The 21,266-nt window shown below is 60.9% G+C and carries 20 protein-coding genes; 10 read left to right on the top strand and 10 right to left on the bottom strand.

All coding sequences use genetic code 11. The features are described from left to right. Positions 1-100: 100 nt before the first annotated feature. Genes V7R84_RS10580 through V7R84_RS10570 form a run of 3 tightly spaced genes read right to left on the bottom strand, consistent with a single transcriptional unit; the run spans position 101 to position 3,627 of the window. On the bottom strand, positions 101-1,372 hold the full coding sequence (locus V7R84_RS10580; protein ID WP_338568751.1) for a mechanosensitive ion channel family protein: 1,272 nt from the start codon (positions 1,370-1,372) through the stop codon (positions 101-103). Between the two features lie 38 nt (positions 1,373-1,410). Beyond that, positions 1,411-3,090 (bottom strand): glutamine--tRNA ligase/YqeY domain fusion protein, encoded by a 1,680-nt coding sequence (locus V7R84_RS10575; RefSeq protein ID WP_338568748.1) that lies wholly within the window; start codon positions 3,088-3,090, stop codon positions 1,411-1,413. Positions 3,091-3,102: 12 nt separating this feature from the next. Further along, positions 3,103-3,627 (bottom strand): DUF4112 domain-containing protein, encoded by a 525-nt coding sequence (locus tag V7R84_RS10570; protein WP_338568746.1) that lies wholly within the window; start codon positions 3,625-3,627, stop codon positions 3,103-3,105. Between the two features lie 147 nt (positions 3,628-3,774). Here V7R84_RS10570 and gltX point away from each other — a divergent pair, with 147 nt between their 5' ends. Beyond that, positions 3,775-5,154, top strand: a complete 1,380-nt coding sequence (gene gltX / locus V7R84_RS10565; RefSeq protein ID WP_412728120.1) for a glutamate--tRNA ligase — start codon at positions 3,775-3,777, stop codon at positions 5,152-5,154. Positions 5,155-5,170: 16 nt separating this feature from the next. Here gltX and V7R84_RS10560 read toward each other — a convergent pair whose 3' ends face one another. From V7R84_RS10560 to V7R84_RS10545, 4 genes are read right to left on the bottom strand one after another with little or no spacing between them, the layout of a single operon-like run. After that, complete coding sequence (locus V7R84_RS10560) at positions 5,171-5,944, bottom strand: amino acid ABC transporter ATP-binding protein (RefSeq protein ID WP_338568741.1); 774 nt, start codon at positions 5,942-5,944, stop codon at positions 5,171-5,173. Continuing rightward, the gene (locus V7R84_RS10555; RefSeq protein ID WP_338568740.1) at positions 5,941-6,621 is read right to left on the bottom strand and encodes an amino acid ABC transporter permease; all 681 of its coding nucleotides are present in this window, start codon (positions 6,619-6,621) and stop codon (positions 5,941-5,943) included. Before V7R84_RS10555 ends, V7R84_RS10560 begins: the two co-directional genes overlap by 4 nt. Continuing rightward, on the bottom strand, positions 6,602-7,261 hold the full coding sequence (locus V7R84_RS10550; protein ID WP_338568739.1) for an amino acid ABC transporter permease: 660 nt from the start codon (positions 7,259-7,261) through the stop codon (positions 6,602-6,604). Before V7R84_RS10550 ends, V7R84_RS10555 begins: the two co-directional genes overlap by 20 nt. Before the next feature lie 31 nt (positions 7,262-7,292). Then, complete coding sequence (locus V7R84_RS10545; protein ID WP_338568736.1) at positions 7,293-8,168, bottom strand: transporter substrate-binding domain-containing protein; 876 nt, start codon at positions 8,166-8,168, stop codon at positions 7,293-7,295. A gap of 647 nt (positions 8,169-8,815) precedes the next feature. On the opposite strand from V7R84_RS10545, the gene V7R84_RS10540 reads away from it, so the two are divergent. From V7R84_RS10540 to V7R84_RS10525, 4 genes are all read left to right on the top strand, one after another. After that, a complete protein-coding gene (locus V7R84_RS10540) occupies positions 8,816-9,535 on the top strand; it encodes a hypothetical protein (RefSeq protein ID WP_338568734.1) in 720 nt (239 codons plus the stop codon). Positions 9,536-9,570: 35 nt separating this feature from the next. Further along, entirely contained in the window at positions 9,571-11,082 is a 1,512-nt protein-coding gene (locus V7R84_RS10535; RefSeq protein WP_338568730.1) for a radical SAM protein, read from the top strand. A 213-nt stretch (positions 11,083-11,295) separates the two neighbouring features. After that, on the top strand, positions 11,296-12,168 hold the full coding sequence (locus tag V7R84_RS10530) for an ABC transporter ATP-binding protein (RefSeq protein ID WP_338568727.1): 873 nt from the start codon (positions 11,296-11,298) through the stop codon (positions 12,166-12,168). A gap of 1 nt (position 12,169) precedes the next feature. Continuing rightward, positions 12,170-13,261, top strand: a complete 1,092-nt coding sequence (locus V7R84_RS10525) for an ABC transporter permease (RefSeq protein WP_338568725.1) — start codon at positions 12,170-12,172, stop codon at positions 13,259-13,261. On the opposite strand, the gene V7R84_RS10520 is transcribed toward V7R84_RS10525, so the two are convergent. Then, positions 13,258-13,947 (bottom strand): response regulator transcription factor, encoded by a 690-nt coding sequence (locus V7R84_RS10520; protein WP_338568724.1) that lies wholly within the window; start codon positions 13,945-13,947, stop codon positions 13,258-13,260. The genes V7R84_RS10525 and V7R84_RS10520 overlap by 4 nt on opposite strands. A gap of 881 nt (positions 13,948-14,828) precedes the next feature. On the opposite strand from V7R84_RS10520, the gene V7R84_RS10515 reads away from it, so the two are divergent. From V7R84_RS10515 to V7R84_RS10505, 3 genes are read left to right on the top strand one after another with little or no spacing between them, the layout of a single operon-like run. Continuing rightward, entirely contained in the window at positions 14,829-15,809 is a 981-nt protein-coding gene (locus V7R84_RS10515) for an ATP-binding cassette domain-containing protein (protein ID WP_338568721.1), read from the top strand. Further along, a complete protein-coding gene (locus V7R84_RS10510; protein WP_338568718.1) occupies positions 15,806-16,585 on the top strand; it encodes an ABC transporter permease in 780 nt (259 codons plus the stop codon). The genes V7R84_RS10515 and V7R84_RS10510 overlap by 4 nt, the downstream gene beginning before the upstream one ends. Before the next feature lies 1 nt (position 16,586). Further along, positions 16,587-17,369, top strand: a complete 783-nt coding sequence (locus V7R84_RS10505; protein ID WP_338568716.1) for an ABC-2 family transporter protein — start codon at positions 16,587-16,589, stop codon at positions 17,367-17,369. A gap of 52 nt (positions 17,370-17,421) precedes the next feature. Here V7R84_RS10505 and V7R84_RS10500 read toward each other — a convergent pair whose 3' ends face one another. Further along, complete coding sequence (locus tag V7R84_RS10500) at positions 17,422-18,837, bottom strand: FtsX-like permease family protein (RefSeq protein WP_338568715.1); 1,416 nt, start codon at positions 18,835-18,837, stop codon at positions 17,422-17,424. Then, complete coding sequence (locus V7R84_RS10495) at positions 18,834-19,544, bottom strand: ABC transporter ATP-binding protein (protein WP_338568714.1); 711 nt, start codon at positions 19,542-19,544, stop codon at positions 18,834-18,836. Before V7R84_RS10495 ends, V7R84_RS10500 begins: the two co-directional genes overlap by 4 nt. Before the next feature lie 299 nt (positions 19,545-19,843). On the opposite strand from V7R84_RS10495, the gene V7R84_RS10490 reads away from it, so the two are divergent. Continuing rightward, positions 19,844-20,557 carry a sensor histidine kinase gene (locus tag V7R84_RS10490; protein WP_338568710.1) on the top strand — a complete coding sequence of 238 codons (714 nt, stop codon included), beginning with the start codon at positions 19,844-19,846 and terminating at the stop codon, positions 20,555-20,557. After that, entirely contained in the window at positions 20,554-21,228 is a 675-nt protein-coding gene (locus V7R84_RS10485) for a response regulator transcription factor (RefSeq protein ID WP_338568708.1), read from the top strand. Before V7R84_RS10490 ends, V7R84_RS10485 begins: the two co-directional genes overlap by 4 nt. Positions 21,229-21,266: the final 38 nt, after the last annotated feature.

Genomic DNA, 21,266 nt, shown 5'->3' with positions numbered 1-21,266 from the left:
GTGTGCGCAGAACCGAGGAAGCTCTGGGTGAGGCCGCCTCGTGAATGCCAGACGGCAAGGGAACGTCTGGAATTGTCAGTGATGTTCTTCGGGGGACGGGTCACCCGATGGAACGGCGGAAGGCCTTCAGCCAGCCGAGTCGTCCCCCGGAATGTTGCTGATTCTTGTCATCGTTGTTGTGCTCGGAGCTTTCTGTGGGCGGCAGGAGCTGGGCGGCTTCCCGCTCGTCGGCCTGCTCGGCCTCCCAGTCGGCCTTGACCTGCTCGACGAAGTCCTGGCGCTGCTCCCGGGGAGGAGCGGTGGTGGTGTCCGGCTCTAGGCGGGTGCGGGGAAGAGCGTAGACCGCCTGGGTCTGCAACCAGTTGATGAGCTGTTCACGCAGCAGGCAGCGAAGCTCGAACAATCTGCTGGAGTTCGTCGCGGAAACGACGGCACGAACCCGGACCGAACCTCCCGTGGCGTCCATGACCTGGAGAGCGACGGTGCGACCGTCCCACAGGTCCGTGGTTTTGACTAGGCGCAGCAGCTCGATCCGCATGGCCTCCACGGGAACTAGCCAGTCCAGGTCGAATTCGATGACTCCTGTTTGTCGCGGTTCCTCCCGGCTCCAGTTTTCGAAGGTTTTCGTGGTGAACAGCGTCGATGGCACGATCCAGCGCCGCTCGTCCCAGCTCCTCAGCACCACATAGGTGAGGGTGATCTCCTCGACGGTTCCTTGGTTGTCGTCTGTGACGACGATGTCGCCGACGCGCAGGGAACCGGTGAAGGCGATCTGGAGTCCGGCGAAGACGTTCGTGAGTGACGACTGCGCCGCGAGACCGGCGACCAGTGAGACCAGACCGGCGGAGGCCAGCAGGGATGTTCCGATGGCTCGGAACTGATCGAAGGTGAGCAGCGCTCCGGCGGTTGCCCCGATCCAAACCACCCCGATCAGCACTCGGGCTATGACCTGCATCTGGGTGCGGATGCGCCGGAACTGCGGGGTTTCCCGGGCGTTCTTCTTACGGGCGAGGACAGCGTCCTCGACGGTTCTGATGACTCCCGTCATGCCGTATGCAGCGGCGAAGATCATCACGATCAGGAAAAAGTGCTCGAAATTCGCCCGCCATGAGGGTGCCGCCTGCCACGGGGTGGGGGCGCTGGCGAACAGCACGCCCATGCCAGTGCCGAAGACAGTCAGGATGAGGCGCTGGGGGAGTCGTAGGTTCCGGCTAAGGAAACCCAGGTCCTCCTGGTGGCGGGCCAGTTGCCGCATGATGATCGAGATGATCACAGAGACGACGACGCCTGCGAGGAATCCGATGGCTGCATATCCGAGAACGGTCAACAGGTCCAAGGCCACCTCGGTGGCGGTTTCGTCGGTGGGAAGCATGCAGACAACCGTAGCTGCTGTCTCCTGTGGATAGGCTTTCAGCCGCGTTTCTGAATACTGGCCCACTCGTCCCGCAGACCCACCGTGCGGTGGAACAGCAGCGGGGTGCGATCGTCGACAGCGAAGTATCCCAGCCGCTCGAACTGCACCACTTCACCCGGTGCCGCGTCTGCCAGGGCGGGTTCTACCTTTGCGTCGGTCAGCAGCTCACGGGAGGTGGGGTTGAGGTCATCGAGTGCTTCCCCGGTGCGTTCCCCAGGGGCCGCGGCGGTGAACAGCCTGTCGTACAGGGCGACGGTGGCGTCCAGGGAGTGTGGGGCTGATACCCAGTGCATCGTCGACTTCACCTTCCGACCGTCGGCGGGGGTGCCGCCACGGGAGCCCGGGTCGAAGCTGCAGCGCACCTCGACGACGTTGCCTTCCTCGTCCTTGACCACATCGCGTGCAGTGACCAAGTAGGCGCCACGCAACCTGACCTCACGACCGGGAGAGAGCCGGAAATATTTCGGCGGCGGAACCTCACGGAAGTCGTCCTGCTCGATCCACAGTTCCCCGGTGAACGGCACCAGACGGGTGCCGTCGTCCGGGTTCTCCGGATTGTTGACCACCTCGAACCATTCGACCACCGGGCTGCCGTCGGAGTTGGTCGGCCAGTTCGGCAGAATCAGCTTCAAAGGTCGGGTGACGGCCATCCGGCGCTGTGCGGTCGCGTTCAGCGTGCGACGCACGTAGCTCTCCAGCTCTTCGATGGCCTTGCGTGAATTGGTGCGAGTGGTTCCGACCTCGCGGCAGAACGCTCGGATGGCGGCTGCCGGGTAGCCGCGCCGTCGTAGTCCTCGTATGGTTGGCATCCGAGGGTCGTCCCAGCCGTCCACGACGCCGTCCGCGACCAGCTTTGCCAAGCGCCGTTTGGATGTGACGGTGTGGGTCAGCTCCAGTCTCGCGAACTCGTACTGGCGTGGGGGAGTGGGAACCTCGAGCTGCTCCAGGAACCAGTCGTAGAGGGGCCGGTGGGATTCAAATTCGAGGGTGCAGATGGAATGGGTGACGCCCTCGATCGCGTCGGACTGGCCGTGGGCCCAGTCATAAGTGGGGTAGATCGACCACGCATCACCCGTGCGGTGGTGCGCAACGTTGCGGATGCGGTACATCACGGGGTCGCGTAGCTGCATGTTTTCGTGTGCCATGTCGATCTTTGCCCGCAGCACTCGCGAGCCGTCGGGAAACTCCCCGGTGCGCATCCTCTCGAACAGGGCGAGGTTCTCCGCGACGCTGCGGTTGCGGAACGGCGATTCGATGCCGGGTGTGTTGAAGGACCCCCGGGTGGCCGAGATAGTCTCGCCGTCCTGGTCATCGACGTAGGCCAGGCCTTTCTCAATGAGCTGCACAGCCCAGTCGTAGAGGGTCTCGAAGTAGTCGGATGCGTGGCGTACCTCCGAGGGCTCGTAGCCCAGCCATTCGATGTCCTCGATGATGGAGTTGACGAAGGCCTCCTCTTCGGCTTCCGGGTTGGTGTCGTCGAGGCGCAGCATGCAGCTGCCGCCGAAGTCCTCGGCGGTGCCGAAGTCCACGACGATGGCCTTGGCGTGACCGACGTGCAGGAAACCGTTGGGTTCGGGTGGGAACCGGGTCTGGACCCTGCCACCGTGGGTTCCTGCTTCGTTGTCGCGGCGGATGGCATCGGTGATGAAATTGTTCGGGACACCCGGCTCATTCATGTGGTGAAGCTATCACCTTCCAAGCCACAGACCGAACAACCAGAACAGCAACACGAAGGGTGTGGCCAGCAGGACGAGTGTGACACCGAGCACCAGGGTCAACGCCACCAGCCAATAGGCGATGGTGGCCTTGCGCACCTGGTTGCGGTCCTCGAGGGTGCGGTGCAGCAGTTTCAGGTTCTTCGCGTTCGACATCCACAGCGCATCGAAGAAGGACCCGATCAGCGGAATGGAACCAAGACACCAGTTGACCACGTAGTTCCACAGCATCCGGAGAAGAACCGGTATGGGGACGCGTAGCCGGATCGCATCGAGGATCACGACACACCCCAGAGCTGTTGCCACCACGTTGCCTGCGGCGGGAACCAGACTCAGCAACGGGTCGAAGCCGAACCGGAAACCGGTGCCGGGTACCCGGAAAACCTCGTCCAGCCAGAAGGTGAAGTGGCGGCTGATGGGAGAGGGCCCATCCGTGGTTTCGGGGAGGGACTCCGAGCTTCTCAGTGCGCGTGAGCGATGGGATTCGCGGGAGGACACGCCATCATGATGCCACGAGCGCGACTCCTGGTTTCGGTCCGATGGTGGTGGGGCCATTAGGCTTGGGCCACTATGACTGAGCTGACTCCCGCCCGCACCCGTGTTGCCCCCTCGCCGACGGGGGATCCGCACGTTGGTACCGCGTTCATGGCCTTGTTCGACAAAGCATGGGCGGCCAAAACCGGCGGCTCGTTCGTGCTGCGGATCGAGGATACCGACCAGAACCGGCTTGTGGAAGGCAGTGAGGAGCAGATCCACGATACCCTCGCCTGGCTCGGGCTTTCTCCCGATGAGGGGCCGCTGGAGGGCGGCGATTTTGGACCGTACCGGCAGTCGGAGCGGCTCGGCACCTACCGGCCTTTCGTCGAGCAGTTGATCGCCGATGGACACGCCTACTACTGCTGGTGTTCCTCGGAACGTCTCGCGCAGCTGCGCAAGGAACAGGACGCCACGAAGGCGGCCAGGACAGGCTATGACCGGCTCTGTCTCGGGAAGTCCCGCGAGGAGCGTGCGAAGCTTCCCGGATTCACTGAAACCCCGGTGGTGCGGATGCTCGTGCCCGACGACGCGCCCCTGACCTTCACCGACATCATCCGTGGTGAGGTGAAAGCTCCTTTCCCCGACGACCAGGTGATCCTGAAGGCCGATGGCTTCCCCACCTATCATATGGCCGTGGTCGTTGACGACCATCTGATGGGGATCACGACGGTGGTGCGCGGCGAGGAGTGGATCAGTTCCACTCCGAAACACCTCCTGTTGTACCGCTGGCTCGGTTTCCCCGAACCGCAGTACGCGCACATGCCGTTGCTGCGCAACACCGACAGGTCGAAGATCTCTAAGCGCCGCAACCCGGCCGCCCGCCTGATGTGGTTCCGCGAACAGGGCTACCTGTCGGAGGCGGTCCGCAACTTCCTGCAGCTGTTGGGTTATCCGCCTGCCGATGACGACTCCGAGGTGGCCACCTTCGAGGATTTCGTCGAAAACTTCGCATGGGACAAGGTCAACACCACCGGGCCGGTTTTCGACGTGAAGAAACTGGACTGGCTGAACGGTCACTACATTCGCGCCCTCGGCGCCGATGAACTGACCGAACGGATCGTCGCCTTCCACGCCGAACGTGGCGACTGGGACGCGGCCATCGATACCGACGTGTTGCGGCGGGCTGTGTCGCTGGTCAGCGAACGCATGACCCTGCTGAGTGAGGCCCTACCGAAGCTGGGGTTTCTTTTCGCCGATCGGGTGGAGATCGAGGAAGCAGCCCGTGCGTCGCTGCCCGACAATGCCGCGGAAGTCCTCGACGCTGGAATCGAGGTGCTGGAGACGGCACCCTTCGATGCCGCATCGATCCAGGCCGGGCTGAGGGAGAAACTCGTCGACGGGCTGGGCATCAAACCGAAGTTCGCTTTCGGGCCGCTGCGGGTCGGACTGACCGGGGCCAAGGTGTCGCCGCCGCTGTTCGAATCCATGGAGATCCTGGGTCGTGAGGAAACCCTCAAACGGTTGCGTGCGCTGCGTGAGACTCTCTGAGCGGCGGACCTTTACCTCAGGAAACACCTGGTCGGCTCTTGCGCTGGTGGACCGAATCGAACTCGAACGTCTTGAGGAACGCCCGTGCGCGTTCCGTCTCGGGATCGGTGAAGAATTTCTCCGGTGAGGCGATCTCGACGATCCGCCCCGCATCCATCAGCACCACCCGATCCGCGATCGCCCGCGCGAAGGGCATCTCGTGGGTAACGATGAGCATGGTCATGCCATCGGCGGCCAGCTCCAGCACCACATCGAGGACCTCACGGACGATCTCTGGATCCAAGGAGGCGGTGATCTCGTCGAGTAGCAGCAGCTCTGGGTGCATCATCAACGCTCGCACGATCGCGACCCGCTGCTTCTGACCCCCCGACAGCTCGCGCGGCAGTGACCTCGCCTTCTCGGCGAGCCCGACACGCTCCAACAGCTCCATGGCCTCTTTCACGGCCTCGTCACGTGTGCGCCCCTGCACCAGACGAGGTCCGAGCAGCAGGTTGTCCATCACGTTCAGATGTGGGAACAACTCGTAGCTTTGGAACACCATCCCGACTCGCTGCCGGATCTCGGTCCAGCACGTCCCCGGATCCGTGATCACGACACCGTCCAACTCCACAGTGCCGTCCGTGATCGCCTCCAGGCCGTTCAGGCAACGCAGCAGCGTCGACTTCCCGCAGCCCGAGGGGCCGACGACGGCAATCACCTCGCCGGGGGAGACCTCCAGGTCGATTCCGTCCAAGGCCCGGAGATCCCCGTAGTTCTTTCCCAGACCGGAAATTCGCAACATCGGGGTCATGTGGTGGCCCACTTCCTCTCGAGACGCCGAGCACCCCACGAGATCGGGAAACACACGACGAAATACATGATCAACACGGTGCCGTAGATCCACAAGGCACCGTCAGGATGGGTGAAACGGTTGACATCGATGATCTGCTGACCGACCTTCAACACCTCGACCACACCGATGAGAGCCACCAGGGGAGTGGTCATGATCATGCGGTTGGTCAGGTTGATGCTGGTCGGAAGCAGGCGACGCGCCGCCTGGGGCAGCACGACGTACCACTGCACCTGCCACGGAGTCAGGCCGAGTGCCTGCGCACTGGCGTACTGGTGTTTCGGGATCGACGTGATAGCGGAACGCACCAGGTCGCCCATTTCGGCTGTGCCCCAGAGCGTGAACACGACGACCGCGGCCGCCTGGCCGTCGAGGCTGACGCCGAGATAGCGGGCCAGATCGAAGAACACCAGGAACAACAACACGATCTGCGGCATGATTCGCACCACCTCCAGGTAGATGCGGGTGAACAGCTTCACCACCGGGTTCCGTGATGTCATGACGATGCCCAGTCCGATGCCGAGAACGATCGAGAAAGCCATGGCGATCAGAGCAATGGATGCACTGACCCACAATCCCTCGAGAAGCCGCAGAAAGTTTCGTCCCTGGAGGAGCAGCTCAATCCCCGAAAGTCGCACGGCGCAACCTCCTCTCCAGGAAACCGGCGCCCAGCGAGACCGGGAGCAGGATGAGCAGGTAGCAGACGACGAGCAGCAGCAGGGCCTCGGACGTCTGGTATTTCGACCCGATCTGTTCCTTTGCTCTGAACACCAGATCTGGTAAAGCGATGATGCTGACCACGGAGGTCTCCTTCACCAGAAACACCAGGTTCGCCGTGATACCCGGCATGCTGATGGCGACGGCCTGCGGAAGAATCACCCGCCTCGTTGCCTGCCATGGTGTGAGGCCGAGGCTCAGGGAGGACTGCAGCTGGATCGGCTCCACCGCATCCAGTCCGCTCCGCAGCGTCTCCGCCATGAAACTGCCGCCCAGGAATGTGAGCCCGATGATGGCGCAGATCTCCTGATCCAGTTTCATGCCCAGCTTCGGTAGTCCGTAGTAGAGAAAGAACAGCTGTACCAGCAGCGGGGTGTTGCGCGAGATCTCGATGTAGATGATCGCCAGCTGACGGGCAACGGGGACACGGAAATGCTGTGTCACGGCGCAGCAGATCCCGACGAACAGGGCCCCGACGATTCCGAACAGCGCGACCCGCACCGTGAGCAGTGCCGCCTCGGCGTAGACGGGGACCGAGCTGAAGACGATGCCCCAGTTCATTCCAACTCCTCGCCGGTGAGGCTCCCCGTACTCAGAGCTGTCCTCCCTCGACCACCAGTTCCTCCGCGGACGCCGAGTCGCCGTACACGGGTCGCAGGGTCTGTTCGAAGTCGGCGTGGAAGAACTGTTCCTTGCCGAGGGTGACCAGGTGTTCGTTCAGCCACGACAGCAGCGTCCCGTTGCCCTTGGTGACGGCGCCTGCGATGCTGTCGGGGTCACCGAGAGCCGTGATACCGGCGGTGAAACCGTCGCTTGCGATTGCCCAGGCGAGGGCCTCGGTGTTGTCGGTGACCCAGGCGTCCCCACGACCGTCTGCCAGGGCGCTGGTGGCGTCGTTGTACTGCTCGTACTTGTCAGGTTCGATCTCCGGATGGTTTTTGGCCAACCAGGCCTCGGCTGTGGTGCCCTTGACCACGATGATCTTCTTGCCGGCCAGTTGGGGCTCCTCCGTGATCAGTGCCGAGTCCGGGGAGACCACTCCGAGGGAGACCTTCATGTAGGGGTTGGCGAAGTCCACCTTCTCCCCACGTTCCGGTGTGACGGTGAAATTCGCCAGGATGATGTCCACCTTCGCGGTCTGCAGGAACTCGACCCGGGAAGCGGCCTCGACGGGAACGTAGTCCACTTGTGCGCCGAGGTCCTTGCCGATTCTTTCCGCGTAGACCACGTCATAGCCCGCGGGTTTGCCGTCGGCATCGATATATCCGAAGGGGGCCTTGTCGCTGAAAACCCTGATCCTGACGGTGCCGGAGGATTTGATCTGGTCGAGGGTTCGGAACTGTCCGTTGCCGGCTGATCCCGTCCCGGAGGAGGCGACCGGGTCGGGCGATGCTCCGGAACAGGCGGTGAAGGCCAGGGCCAACGAGGAGAATGTGCCACCCAGGATGTGGCGACGGGAAATGGGCATGGGTACTCCTTGGTCAGGGTGTGGATCGTTGACCATCAACGGGTGTGACGGGTCAGTGTGTGACGGCTGCCGGAAAACGCAGAGGACTATGAGCGCGCAGCGAAGACGAAAATTCCGGGACGATCCGGACTTCCGGGTGCGTCAGAACTGACGGACCGGGCGGGAACACCGGCATGCAGAGGCGGTGAAGTGCGCGCCGAGCTGCATCATGCGGGGATGTTCCATGAGGTCAGACACTAGGTCGGAGCCATGTGTGGAGTCAAGGGGGAGCGCGTTGTGGGCCGGACGGGCATCGGGGAGATCGGTGATGTTGCGTGAGGGTCAGGTGGGTTTCCCACTGCCCCGCCGCGACCTGCTGATTGAAATCCTCGCTGCGCTTCGAGCCGGCGCAGTGCAGATTTATGCTCACGTGCTCGATGAAGCCTCTTTCATCACTGGCTACAAAAGCATCGCGTCCCAGAGGTGCTGGCGTTGTACTTCTGGCGGATTCGGTTCACATAACTGTCCGTTCGTACTGAAGAGTTGTACCAAGGTCTAATTCAGGAGCAGGAGTCTTCCAAACCGCTTCGATGTGGCTTAGTGTGAAACATGTCGGGTTCTGCGGGAGAACCGCAGAATGAGGTTCAGATCGAGGAGGGTGTATTTCGATGCCGAATGCACTGAAATTGGTGGCTGACGTGCTGTTGATCACGGATCGTGATCTTGCTTGTGGGGCACTCGTCGGTGAGCAGGATGATGGGAAGGCGCGAATGTTGTCTGCAGGACTCACCCGTGCCCTCGCGGGACTGTTTTTGGATTCTGGGCGAGAAACAACGCCGACCTTGGAAGAAGTAGCGCGTTTTGGTTTTCCTGCAGACAAGCCTTCGCTTCGGCATGATCTCGCAAATTTTTTGTGCTTCTGTGATGAAGAGTCGTCATTCGAGATCGGTGATGCGCAGCCCCTCAGTGCCGTGCTCGGTCCGGAAAGTGTCGTTGATGACAGGATCAAACTCGGAGAACAGGAAACTCTGCGGCCAGCAGGTGTGCAGCGCCAACGGGTAGTTGGGAATGCCATCTTTACCGTGGTGATCACTGATGTCAAAATGAGTGGTGAGCTCACCCCAGATGCGGGGCTGAAAGCAGCTCCAAGAAAGCCTGCTGAGCAGCCTGAGCTTAACCTCACTATCACGGATGGTTGTGGTGTGTGTGGGGTCTGTGGTGCCTGCGGCCTGTGCGTTGTTTGTGCCGAAATAAACTACGGCACCGCTGGCGCAGCATCTGCCGCTCTGTGGTCTATCGGTGGAAGTGCGTCTATGGAGTACTGTGATCAGGGGCTGGCGAACGCGATCCGTCAAGAACAAACGGATTTGCTGACGTTTCATATGTAAACAATTACGTTTCGTAAGAAGCGGTCGCTGATCGCATGGTTCAGGGGAAGAAGGCTATGTATCCGCACGTGAATCCAGCTTTCAAATTTCATCGCGATGCAAGTGGTGGTCGTCTGTCGATAAGCCTCCAAAATGCCCGAGAAGCCGAGGAGTTGAATGGGTATGCAGCTGACAGTCGAGGGGGCTTTATGTCTATGGCATATTTTGCGATCGATGGTTTCTATGTGGATGTCGTGAGCATTGCTGATGGCACGGTTACCCTCGAGGAAATCGTCGAGCGATACGTCAAGGGCAGTGATCCAGTCTTTGGGCCGGTTCTGGCAGATCGAGCTGTTAACTGGGCGCTTTCAATGCGCGGATTGCTTCGCTGGACCGAGCAGCCACTGTCGCCCGCACGGCCTCCGCAGGTCACGGGCAGGCGTGACGCTTATTATCCGCAACATGCGGTAATCGAAATCACGGACCGCTGTAATTTCTCTTGTGAGCACTGCTATATAGCGGCACGGCAAAATGTTGGCAGTTTCATGTCCATTGACACCTTCGCGACTGTGGTCGAGCTCCTGAGTGCCAATGGTGTCCAAGTGGTTGAATTAAGTGGAGGTGAATGTACTATTCATCCAAAATTCACGGAGATGCTGAACCTCGCTTGCTCGAAATTCAGTCTGGTTAGCGTCCTGACCAATGGGTATCTTCTGGGGGTTCCGGGAAAGGTGCGTGATGCCATCATGGGGCGCGACAACGTGGCTGTTCAGGTCAGCATCGACGGGATCGAGCGCACGCACGACTTGTTCCGTAAGCATAGGCATTCTTTCCAGCGAGCCGTTGAAGCGGTGCGAGTATGCACAGAGGCGGGAAAACCAACGCGTATTGCCACGAGCATTTCTGAAGGGACTTTGCATGAGGTTCCTGAGCTCGTTTCTCTGGGGCGCAAATTGGCTCCGGCGCTGCATGCATTTTCTCCGGTGGCTCCCTTCGGGCGCGGATGTAATGTTACCGATTCGGCTCTCGCCTCTGCTGGGACTTCGCGTCGCTTGGAGGAGGCGCTCAAGAAGGCGGGTTACAGCGGCCCCGGGATTACGCAGGCTGGTGCTCCCACGGCGGCTGGCGGGGTGGAACAGATTCGAAACTGTGGTGCAGGCCATCGCACCGTCGCTGTTGACGTAAAGGCTGGCGTGCGTCCCTGCAACTTCGGTGACTCTCTAGGGAGACTGGGCAATCTACTGACGGACGAGTATTGTGAAATATTCGGTGGTCTCAAATCTTTTCAATTGGCAAATGCCCCCAGGCCCGGTGGGGTTGAATGCGTGGAGTGTGAGTATTTCAACTTCTGCCAAGGATGCCCCAGCAAGGCCATGAGTCTCGTTCCTCGAGCCGATGTGCGGTGCCGCTGGTATGAGCGTTGGTTTGAAACCGAAACTCTTCCGCAGGTGAATGGCGCGGATTTGCTTGGGGTGTGTGATTCGTGCCGCGAAACGCAAGTGTCTTCGCTTTCGTCAAGAGGCTTCGGTGGTACTATGGCGCAAGAAAGGAGAAGGGCTGATGACTAGTGACCTTTCAGGTAAAGTTGTAATCTTGATCATATGCGTAGTGGCCCTCTTCACGGGCCTAGCCTTGACGACTGGCTTCTATGCGCCTCCTTCTCTGAGGCAACCCATCACTGTTGGGTGTGTCCTGATGGCGGTGGTATCCTCCAGTCTCATTGCAGCGTACGCACGTCGGCGAAACAGGGGGAGATCTGAGACTACCGAGCCTGTAGAACGGTGAAATATCATGCGCGGCACGCTGCTCCGCCCGGGGGTGGTCTGCTGTGTGAGGGTATCGAGAAGTCATTCGGGACCGTCAAGGCTCTGAGGGGAGTGCGGCTATGGGCGCCTCGGGGTGAGATTACTGCCTTGGTTGGTCCCAATGGGGCAGGAAAATCAACGCTACTTCGTTGTGTCGTTGGGCTCACCCGGCCTGATGGAGGTTCCATCACGTGGGATGATGTTCCTCTGAGGGAAAAAGTGCAGCGGTCCTTCAGCTTTATGCCTGAAGAGCGTGGCTTATATCCACAGGACACCGTTCGTCAGACCGTGGAGTTCTACGCCCGGCTGCGCCACCCTCGTGCTCGTCGAAATGAGTTCTTCGGAGAAGTCGTCTCCTCCCTCGGATTGGATTCCCTTGTTGGGCGTCGGGTGGGAGAGCTGTCACTTGGCAATCAGCAACGGGTCCAGATTGCTGCCGCCTTGGTGTGTTCCCAGCACTGCATTCTCTGGGATGAGCCTTTCTCTGGGCTGGATGTGGAGGGGGTTGATGCACTTTCTGACCTTCTCAGAAGTCGTAAGGAGGAAGGAGTTGCAGTGATTCTATCTTCACATCAGCTTGATGTTCTGGAGCGGTTGTGCGACCGAGTCACGGTGATCCATGCCGGGCGTGCTGAATCGACAACCCTTGGTATGCACGAAGGGAGTCGCGAATGGGAAGTAACCATGCCCGATGGGAGTGTCGAGGCGATGCCTGATACTCATGAAGTCAGGGCGAGATTGGCGCAGTCCATATCATGGGGAGGTATTTTCTCTCTGAGTCAGAAAAATCGCACTCGAATGCGTGAGTTTTACGATGCTTGTTCCCGCCGTGCGTGCGAGGAGGAGTAAATTGCCATTCACGTGGATGCAGTTCCTTATCGTGGCCAGGCGAGAGATCTTCAGGAAGCTCCTAAATCGCAGCTTCATCGTTGCCATGATCGGTTCGCTAGCGTTGGTTGGGGCAGTGGCGATATTTCAGTATCTGCAGACCTCGAAGAGTGATAAGAGCATGGTTGTTGAGGCAGAATCGGCAGCCGTGCCTTTGGCGCAATCCCTGTGTGCTGGCTGGCGGGGTTCGGGAGTGGTGGCTTTGTGTGAGCCGGTGGAACCGGGAACTGCAGCGTCCCAAGATGTGATTCGGGCGCAGATTTCTCTGGCAGGTTCGGAGTCGACCCTCAAGGTGACTGTCACGATTCCAGAATCGATCGCAGGCTCCGGAACCCAGGTCGCCCATGCTATAGCGTGGCAGTGGATAGCAGTGGAACGAGGCGCCGCCGATGATCAAGTCCGAGTAGCTCTTGCGGCAGATGGCGCGAAGACCCAAGATGTTGTCACACGACAGCTCTTCGCTGCCGCGCTCGGCTGCGGATTCCTGTTCGCGGGCTTGATGGTTGGCCAACAGCTGGCTGTCAGTATCGTCGAGGACAAAAAATTAGGGGTGTATGACACCCTGAGGCAATTGATGCCTCTCCGTGCCCTCATATTAGGTAAATTAATAGCGAACATCACCATCTCGGTTGTTCAGATGACTTTGTTGCTCGCGGCATTGCTCCTGTTGCGGCGCGCACTGCCCAGTGGTCTTATAGAATCGTTGGGTTCGAGTGTTCTTGTCGCCTATGTTCCGTTGTTTGTTCTCGGCTATCTCAACGTGTGCCTTCTCTGGGCCTTGATTGGGCTTCGGTCCCGAAACATGGATGCGTTGCGTGACGCATCAGTTCCACTCAACCTTGGGTTGATGGGAATGTGGTTTGCAGCGATGTATCTCCAAGGAATGCCACAGGTGATCCTCTCCTATGTACCGATTGTCAGTTCCATGGTCATGCCGGTTCGTATGGTGTCCGAAGATGTGTCTACTTTCTCCGTTGTCGTCGCAGCCCTGTTGGCAGTCGCCGGGGCCATTGCTTTGACCGTGCCCTTTAGACGTGCGACGATTGATTCTTAATCCTCGAGGAGGCCGAGTTCGCGGGCACGTGCTACGAGCTTCAAGCGGCTGTCAACTCCGAGTTTTTTCAGTAGGCAATGGATATAGGTTTTGACGCTGGAGACGGAGACGTAGATTTTGTCGGCAATGTCTGCATTTCGCAGCCCCCGGTTCAGGTAGTGCAACACCATGAGCTCTTTTTGTGTAATGGCCAGTTCGTTTGCTGTCCGCATTGTGTGATGACGATTCGGTAGAATCTGGTTGAGCAAGTCTGGTGAGAATACGGAAAGGTCTTGGACCACAGCTCGAATAGCTGCTATGAGCTGAGACGTGCGCGTATTCTTGAGCAAGTATCCCGTCGCTCCGGCTGTCATCGCCGTGTCGATTGAGTTCCGGCTCGCCGCGGAGGCCATGATGAGCACCCGAACTTGTGGATAGTGGTGTCGAATGATAGAGGTTGCCTTAATGCCTGAAATTCCTGGTAAGTGAATATCCATCAATGCGACATCGACAGGATTGTGTTGAATATAATGCACTGCCTCCTCTGCATTATCCAGCGTTGAAGCTACCTGTATATCGGTCGTTTGAGTGAAAATTTCCGTAAGGGTTTGGCGAACAAACATATCGCCATCGATAATGGCGAGTGAGATGCGACTGTGATCGGTTGGGGGTGGGTGGTGAATGGGATTTTTTTGCTTAGAAAACATTATTAGGTATTCCTGCTTCGAGATGTTTCATGGGGGCAGTTGGAAGGGTTTCTGGGTTTCGGTGGGTACAACGCTTCGTGGGATATAATGAGGCTTATTCACAGACGGCGTGTCGGCCAGCAAAGCCCCTAGTCAGGGCGCACTTGAGGAAGGCTGTGAATAAGGCTCAATGTAAAGTTCTCACTTTTAGTTAATAGAATATTTGGACCAGGAAAAATTGATGGTAGGCCGTGCCGTGTGACCCGCGTGCAAGTGTGTGGATGCGTGCTAGGTGTGCAGTCGCCGAGATGCGGTGCTGATAATGAGACGGTCTGCGTTGAGCTAATTCGACGGAAGCCGGGTAGGGCGGATGTCGTGGTCAATGCGAGGTGACGTAGTTTGGTAAGCCTATCCTGTTGAGTAGATCGCGGTATCAATGCAGAGATGCATCTTTGTGGCCTGTTCCCTCCGAGGATTAGCATGTTTGGGACTATACCCGGATTGATGTTCTGGGGAGCGAAATCCGGCAACTTCTAATCATGCGGGAGTGGAGTGGGGGGCTACGTAATTTCGTGGGCAGTGAGGTTTAGTCGAGGGTGTTGCGTTCGCCAGCGAAACCCCTGGTCAGAGCGCGTTTGACGATGGTTGTGAACACGCCTCACAGGACGACTTCGTCTGTTGGTACTTGTTGTCGATAACTTTCGCGTCGAATGAGAGCAGCGGCCTGGTTCGGGTTCTATGAGGGCCGAGGGAACTGACAGAGCCTCTCGCGATTGATACCATCAGGGGCGGATCGCGGGGAAACCGAACGCCTTGAAAGGAGAGGGCGTCGGAGTATTCGTTGTACGGGATGAGAGCGCCGGACCCGCGAGGATGAGGGTCGGGATAGCTGGGGTGGTGTGATGCGAAGTGATGGTGAAAGTTCGCCGGTGATTGAGGTTTCACGTGTGAGTCGCGCTTACCGGCGGCCCCGCGGATCGAAGACCGGTAGGGGGCGGGCCGTCAATGATGTCTCGTTCCGGGTTGCGGCGGGTGAGTCGGTGGCCCTGCTGGGGCCGAACGGGGCGGGCAAGTCCACCATGATGCGGATGCTCTCCGGGGTTCTGCGACCGAGCGAGGGGACCATTTCCTGTTTGGGTGAAACCCCGGCCCGCAGGTCCCGCGGGTTTCTCATGCGTACCTCCCTGATCATGGGGCAGAAGCAGAGGGCCAACCTGGACGTGCCCCTGCGTGCCTCTTTGGAGCTGCAACGGGTGCTGTACGACATCTCTCGCGATGAGTTCGACGAGACCCTGGCGCGGTTCGAGGAGCTCCTCGGATTGGGAGCCTATATCGACCGTCCCGTCAGGACCCTGTCGCTGGGGGAGAGGATGCGTGGGGAGCTGGCGATGGGGCTGCTGCACCTTCCCGAGCTGGTGTTGCTCGACGAGCCGACGATCGGGCTTGATGCTGCCTCGCAGAGGTCGCTTCGTGGTTTCCTGCGGGAGTACAACCGTGATACGGGGGCGACGATCATCCTGACGAGCCACTACATGGAGGACGTCGAGGCGGTGTGTGACCGGGCCCTGCTCCTCGACGGTGGAAGGCTCGTATTCGACGGGTCACTGCAGGACATGGTCTCTCACGCTCCCCTTCCTCTGCGTGTGGGCCTCACCCTCGATCCGGGGCGTGTCGACGAGGCAAGGAGGGTGATTGCGGCTTTCGAACACAGGGAGGTTCCGGGATCCGACGCCTCGGTGTTCCGGTTCGACACGAACGCGTCCTCGCGTGAGGTGGTTGATGCCCTGACCGGGGCTGGGGTGGCATTCACGGAGATCACCATCGGACGTCCTGACATGAACGACCTGGTTGCCGCGTTGTATGCCGAGGGTGGGGTCGGGTGAGAACGATCAGGGGAGTCTGGGCGGAGGCCCTCGTCTTCTACCGGGCGGAGTGGCGTTACCCGGGGGCCGCTGTCGTGTGGATTGTGTTGAGTCTCCTCCAGCCGGTCGTCATGCTGGCGATCTGGACGAATGTGGAGGGGATCGGTGGCGGCGCTGGTGGAGCGAGGCTGACGGCGTACTTCAGCATGGCGTTCGTCGTGAACAACCTGTCCTACACCTGGCTGATGTGGGATTACGGTGATCGGATCCGTTCCGGCGACTATGCCCTCCAGTTGCTGCGCCCGGGCGCTGTCGTGGGTCGCGATCTGGCGCTCACGCTGGGTTCGAAGCTCTTCTCCGGGCCCGTGGCTTTGGTCGGTGGGGCGGTGATGTGGATCGTGGGGAAGGCCTACCTGGACGTTCGATGGGATCGTGCTGTGTTCTTCTTCGCATCCCTGGTGATGGCGATCGTGATCCGGTTTCTCATCGAGTGGGGGCTTGCGCAGTTGTCCTTCTGGACCACACGGATGAATGCCGTCAATGGCTTGTACTTTGCGGTTCAGGGTTTGGCCTCGGGCAGCTTTGCCCCGCTGGAGTTGCTCCCGGACTGGTTTGACACGGCCGCGTCGCTGACCCCGTTCCCGAGCATGCTGGCGCTGCCGTTGAGCCTGTTCGATGACGGCGTCTCCGGGTGGGTGGTTCTGGGACAGCAGGCGTTGTGGGCCGTGTTGGCGTTGCTGTCGGCTGTTGTGTTGTCGCGCAGGGCGGTGGCCCGATTCGAGACGGTGGTGGCTTGAGATGCGGATCCGATACCTCCTTCGCTGCTTCTCGGCGCTGCTGAAGATGAGTGTGACCAGGCTCTGGGCCTACCGGACGGATTTCTGGATGTCGCTCCTGCTGAGCGGTATCACCTTGAGCGCGGATCTTCTCGGCTTGTGGTTCGTCGCGTCCAGGACGTCGGTGCTGGCGGGCTGGTCAGCCCAGGGGCTGGTCTTTCTGCTCGGTACGCATTTCATCGTCCTCGGGGTCATCGAGGTGGCGTTGTACCCGTCGACGGTCCGGTTCATCGAGGGTATTCACGACGGAAGTGCCGACCTGATTCTGCTGAACCCCGGACCACGACTGTTCCTGATCGGTTTGTCAGAGGTGGCGTTCGGTCCTCTGACCCACGTGCTGCTCGGAGTCGGGATCACGATTGCGACCTGGCTGAATGCTGGTGGTGGTCTGCTGAGGATTGCCCACTACGTCGTGGCGCTCGCCTTGGGGATCGGTACGCTCGCCGCATGGTGCTACCTGATCGCCGGCCTCGGCATGATGATGCGCAGAGGTAAGGGGGTGCTCATCGTGGCGAATCAGATCCTCGAGACCGTGGGACGCTGGCCCCTGGGTCTCCATGCGCTTCCACTGCAGATCATCCTGACCTTCGTGGTTCCGGTCGGACTGGCCATCACCGTCCCAGCGAACAGCTTCTTCGAGAGCGGTCAGCTGGTGTTGCTCGCGGTTTCGTTCGCGGGTTCCGTCCTGCTGGCCATCGGCACGTGGCGGATGGCGGTGCGCAGTTACGTCGGGGCACAGTCGTGACCTCCCGGCCCGGGGGCGTACCGCCGTTCCGGGTCGGGAGGCCAGTGAGTGCTCAGTCGTTGCGACGCCGCTGAGTGTGCAGCACCTGATTTTGCAGGGGCTGGGTGGCCGCCAGCGCCAGGGCGGCGAGGACGAAGCCACCTACGAGCACTGCGGCCACCACCACGTTTCCGGCCTCGGAGGCCTGCTGCCCGAGCTTTTTCTCCATGGCCATCAGCACTGGCTGGGCAATGCCGAGGCCAACGAGGTATCCGACCACGGTGACCAGCGCCAGCGGCCCCAGGTTCTCCAGCCACCGTGCCTTCGTGTGGAAGGAACTGGGTGTGCCGAGGCGGTGCAGCGCGACCGTGAGACCGGCCCTTTCGAATATGGACGAGGCCTGGCTGATGAGGATGGCAGTGGCAGTCAGCAGCAGAGCAACCGTCAAGGTGATGACTACTCCCTTGGCGAGGTCCCACCTGGCTTTGTCCGCAAAAGTTCGCATGAGAGCATTGATGTTGCTGTTCATCTCGAAGGGCATCGATCCTAGATAGCCCGCTATGAGCGCCAGGATTCCCAGCCCGCCGATGCGACGCCAGGTGCTGCGGGGATCGGCCATGATTCGGCGTCCGGCCATCAGCGCTGCGGGGCCGGGAATCAGACGGTAGAGACGGGCGAAGATCTGGAGCATCCACGGTCCGAAGAGGTTGTAGCCGAAGATCACGCTACTGATCAGTGCAGCCAGCACCACATAGGCCATGGCTTCACCTCCGGACAGGAGACGAGGCATTACGACGAAGGTCACGACCAGAATTGTGAGGAAAGCCACAACCCGTTTCCAGGTCATTCGGGGTTTCGCGCCACGGCGGGCGACACCGAGTGGGGAGATCCGGACCTGTCGCAGCCCCCACCAGGTGGCGATCAGCGCGATGACGATGTTCAAAGCGGTAACGGTCAGTGCCAGCCACCAGGGCAGGATCAGGGCCGTTGGTTCCCCCTGGAATTCGAGCGCCCCCCAGAAGGGAGCGGTCACCAGGTAGAGCAGACCACCGAGGAGAGTGCCGATGCTCGCCTGGATGGCCGAGTCGATCAACGACATGCGGGTCACATCGCCGGAGCTCAGTCCGAGCAGTCGAAGAGCTGACAGCCGCTGCTCACGACCCTGCGCCCCCAGCACGGCTGCTGATGCCGACAGGGAGGTCATCGCGGGTACCAGCAGAGCCGTGGCAATCAAGGCAAGCACCACGTAGAAACCCAGGATCAAGTCGAAGGAGGGATCTTCCGCCTTCAGAGCCGCCAGCAGTCCGGTGGGCTGTTCCCAGCGGGTGTAGAACATCATCGTTCCGCCCGCCACGGTGAAAGCCAGGGCGGCGGAGATGGTATTGGCCAGCACAGCTGCGAAAAACAGTAGGGCTTCGCCTTGGCGAACCGCGAAGCGCGCGCGGGTGAGCTGGAACGTGAGGCCGGTCAAACCGGTGGCGGCGCTCATCGCGCGACCCTTACGTCGAGGCGGCGGTCGGCGTGGACCAGGCCGTCACGGATCTCTACCAGGCGTGAGCACCAACGGGCGACCGCCGAGTCGTGGGTAACCATCACCAGGGACGCCCCTACCCGAGCGACGGTTGCGGTCAACAACTGCATCACCTCGTGACCCGTTGCCTGGTCGAGTGCGCCGCTGGGCTCGTCGGCGAACACTACCCGGGGGTTCGCCACCAGTGCGCGGGCTATCGCGACCCGCTGTGCCTGTCCGCCCGACATCTCGGAGGGACGACGACCGGCCAGATCGGGAATGCCAATCTTCGCCAGGACCTCATCGGCCTTAGCCAGCGCGGCGCGGCGCCGGGTGCCGGTGAGCATCAGCGGCAGCGCCACGTTCTCACGGGCTGGGAGCTCCGGGATCAGCTGGCCGTCCTGAAAGACGAAACCGAACTGGTGCAACCGTAGATGGGAGCGCTGCGCGTCGGACATCCGGGTGAGATCCTTGCCGGCGAACAGGACCGGTCCGTTGTCGGGGGTCAGCACACCCGACAGACAGTGCAGGAGGGTGGACTTGCCGGAACCGGAGGGCCCCATGATGGCGACGGACTCCCCAGAAGCGATGGTGAGGGAGACCCCGGCCAGTGCCTTGACCGAGCCGAAACTCTTCGTGATGTCGTGAGTGGCCAGCAGGGCCGCTGAGTAGGTGTCATCGAACATGTCTCAATTCCATCGCCGGGATCGGTCGCGCAACACAGGGTGCACTCCACATTCGGGGTGGTGCCAGCACTACCTATTCTCCTACACCCCATGTCCTCGGAGCCCTGTGAAGCGGCCTGCGAGCTCTGCGAGTGGGTCGTGTTGAAACCATGGCGAGGGCGTCCGGGGACCCAAGGATGGGTGTGTTGTTCGGGTGTGGGGTGATTGTGACGCAGCTGGCTCCGGACGGGAGAGGGCACTTCTGTATCGGCTCACCCCGTGGTCGTGGGATACGCAGGGCACGCGATAGATTCTCTGTCATGCGCTGGGGAAGGAAACGGCAGGTCAGCCATGAGCAGGAGGCCGCCCAGCGGATCGCTGAACTCACTGCTTCGCGGCGAGTCATCGTCGAGGCCTACGAGGTGGAACGTCGCCGTATCGAACGCGACCTCCACGACGGCGCCCAGCAATACCTCGTGGCCGCCGCCATGAAGGTGGGGGAGGCGCAGCTCTCCCCAGCGGTCGAGAACGACCCCGTTACTGCGCAGCTCCTGGCCGAGGCCAACACCGCCATTCAGGAGGGCCTGGGGGCACTTCGCCGGACGATTCGCGGCATCCATCCGCAGCTGCTCAGGCAGCAGGGTCTGCCTGCGGCACTCGAGGAGGTGGCGGCCACCGCGGCCAACCGGGTGCGCATCGTCGTGCCACAACCGCTGCCCGAACTCCCCGAGGGGGTGCTGGCGGTCGGCTACTTCTTCGCCTGTGAAGCCATCGGAAACGCCGCCAAGTACGCGCCCCGTGCGGATGTGACCGTGCTGCTGGCCGCTGGCCAGGACCTCCGGGTCTCCGTCGTCGACCAGGGGCAGGGCGGAGCGAGAATCGTTCCCGGACACGGGCTGGCGGGCATGAAGGAACGCGTGGCTGCCGCGGGTGGTGAACTCACGATCTCCTCACCACCCGGAGGACCCACGCAGCTGGCCGTTACCATTCCTCTCCTACTGAATCGAGGCGAACCCGCGGTGGTGATCTCATGACCACAGTGTTGATGGCCGACGACTCCGCTCTGCTCCGTGAAGGGCTCGTCGGGCTCCTGGAACGCCAGGGCTACGAGATCGTCGGGCAGGAACACCGCGCTGATGCGCTCCTGGCCGCCATCGCCGAACTGGCCGGGCGGGAAGCGGTTCCCGACGTGGTGATCACCGACGTTCGGATGCCGCCCACCATGACCAACGACGGCCTTCAGGCCGCTATCCGGATCAAGGAGGAACACCCCCGGGTGGCGGTTCTGGTACTCAGCCAGTACGTCTCCCCGCTGCACGCCCAGGAGCTGTTCGCCCTCCCGGCCCCGCCAGGTGCGGGTGGAGCCGGGTACCTCCTCAAGGACCGGGTGGCGCAGGTCGCGGACTTCATCGGTGCGTTGCGGATGGTGGTTGGCGGGGGAGTGGTGATCGACCCGGAGGTCGCACGCGCCATGATGCAGGCTTCCCGTTCTGGGCTGGGAGAACTCACTCCGCGAGAACTCGAGGTGCTGGAGCTCATGGCCCAGGGACTCTCCAACAACCAAATCGCTGGGCGGCTTTTCCTGTCTGGGGCTGCTGTGGCAAAACATGTTTCCAACATCTTCTCCAAACTCGGTTTCGAGCCCGGAGACGAGAACCGCCGGGTGCGCGCCATCCTCGCTTTCCTGAACCGCAGCACCCCCTGAACGCAGCGGCGATTTGGCACGTCGGCGAGGGCATGCAA

Source organism: Arachnia propionica (assembly GCF_037055325.1).
In the GTDB taxonomy this organism is placed as follows: domain Bacteria; phylum Actinomycetota; class Actinomycetes; order Propionibacteriales; family Propionibacteriaceae; genus Arachnia.
Note: the sequence above shows the minus strand (reverse complement) of the source record. Positions and strands in the feature narration are given on the sequence as shown.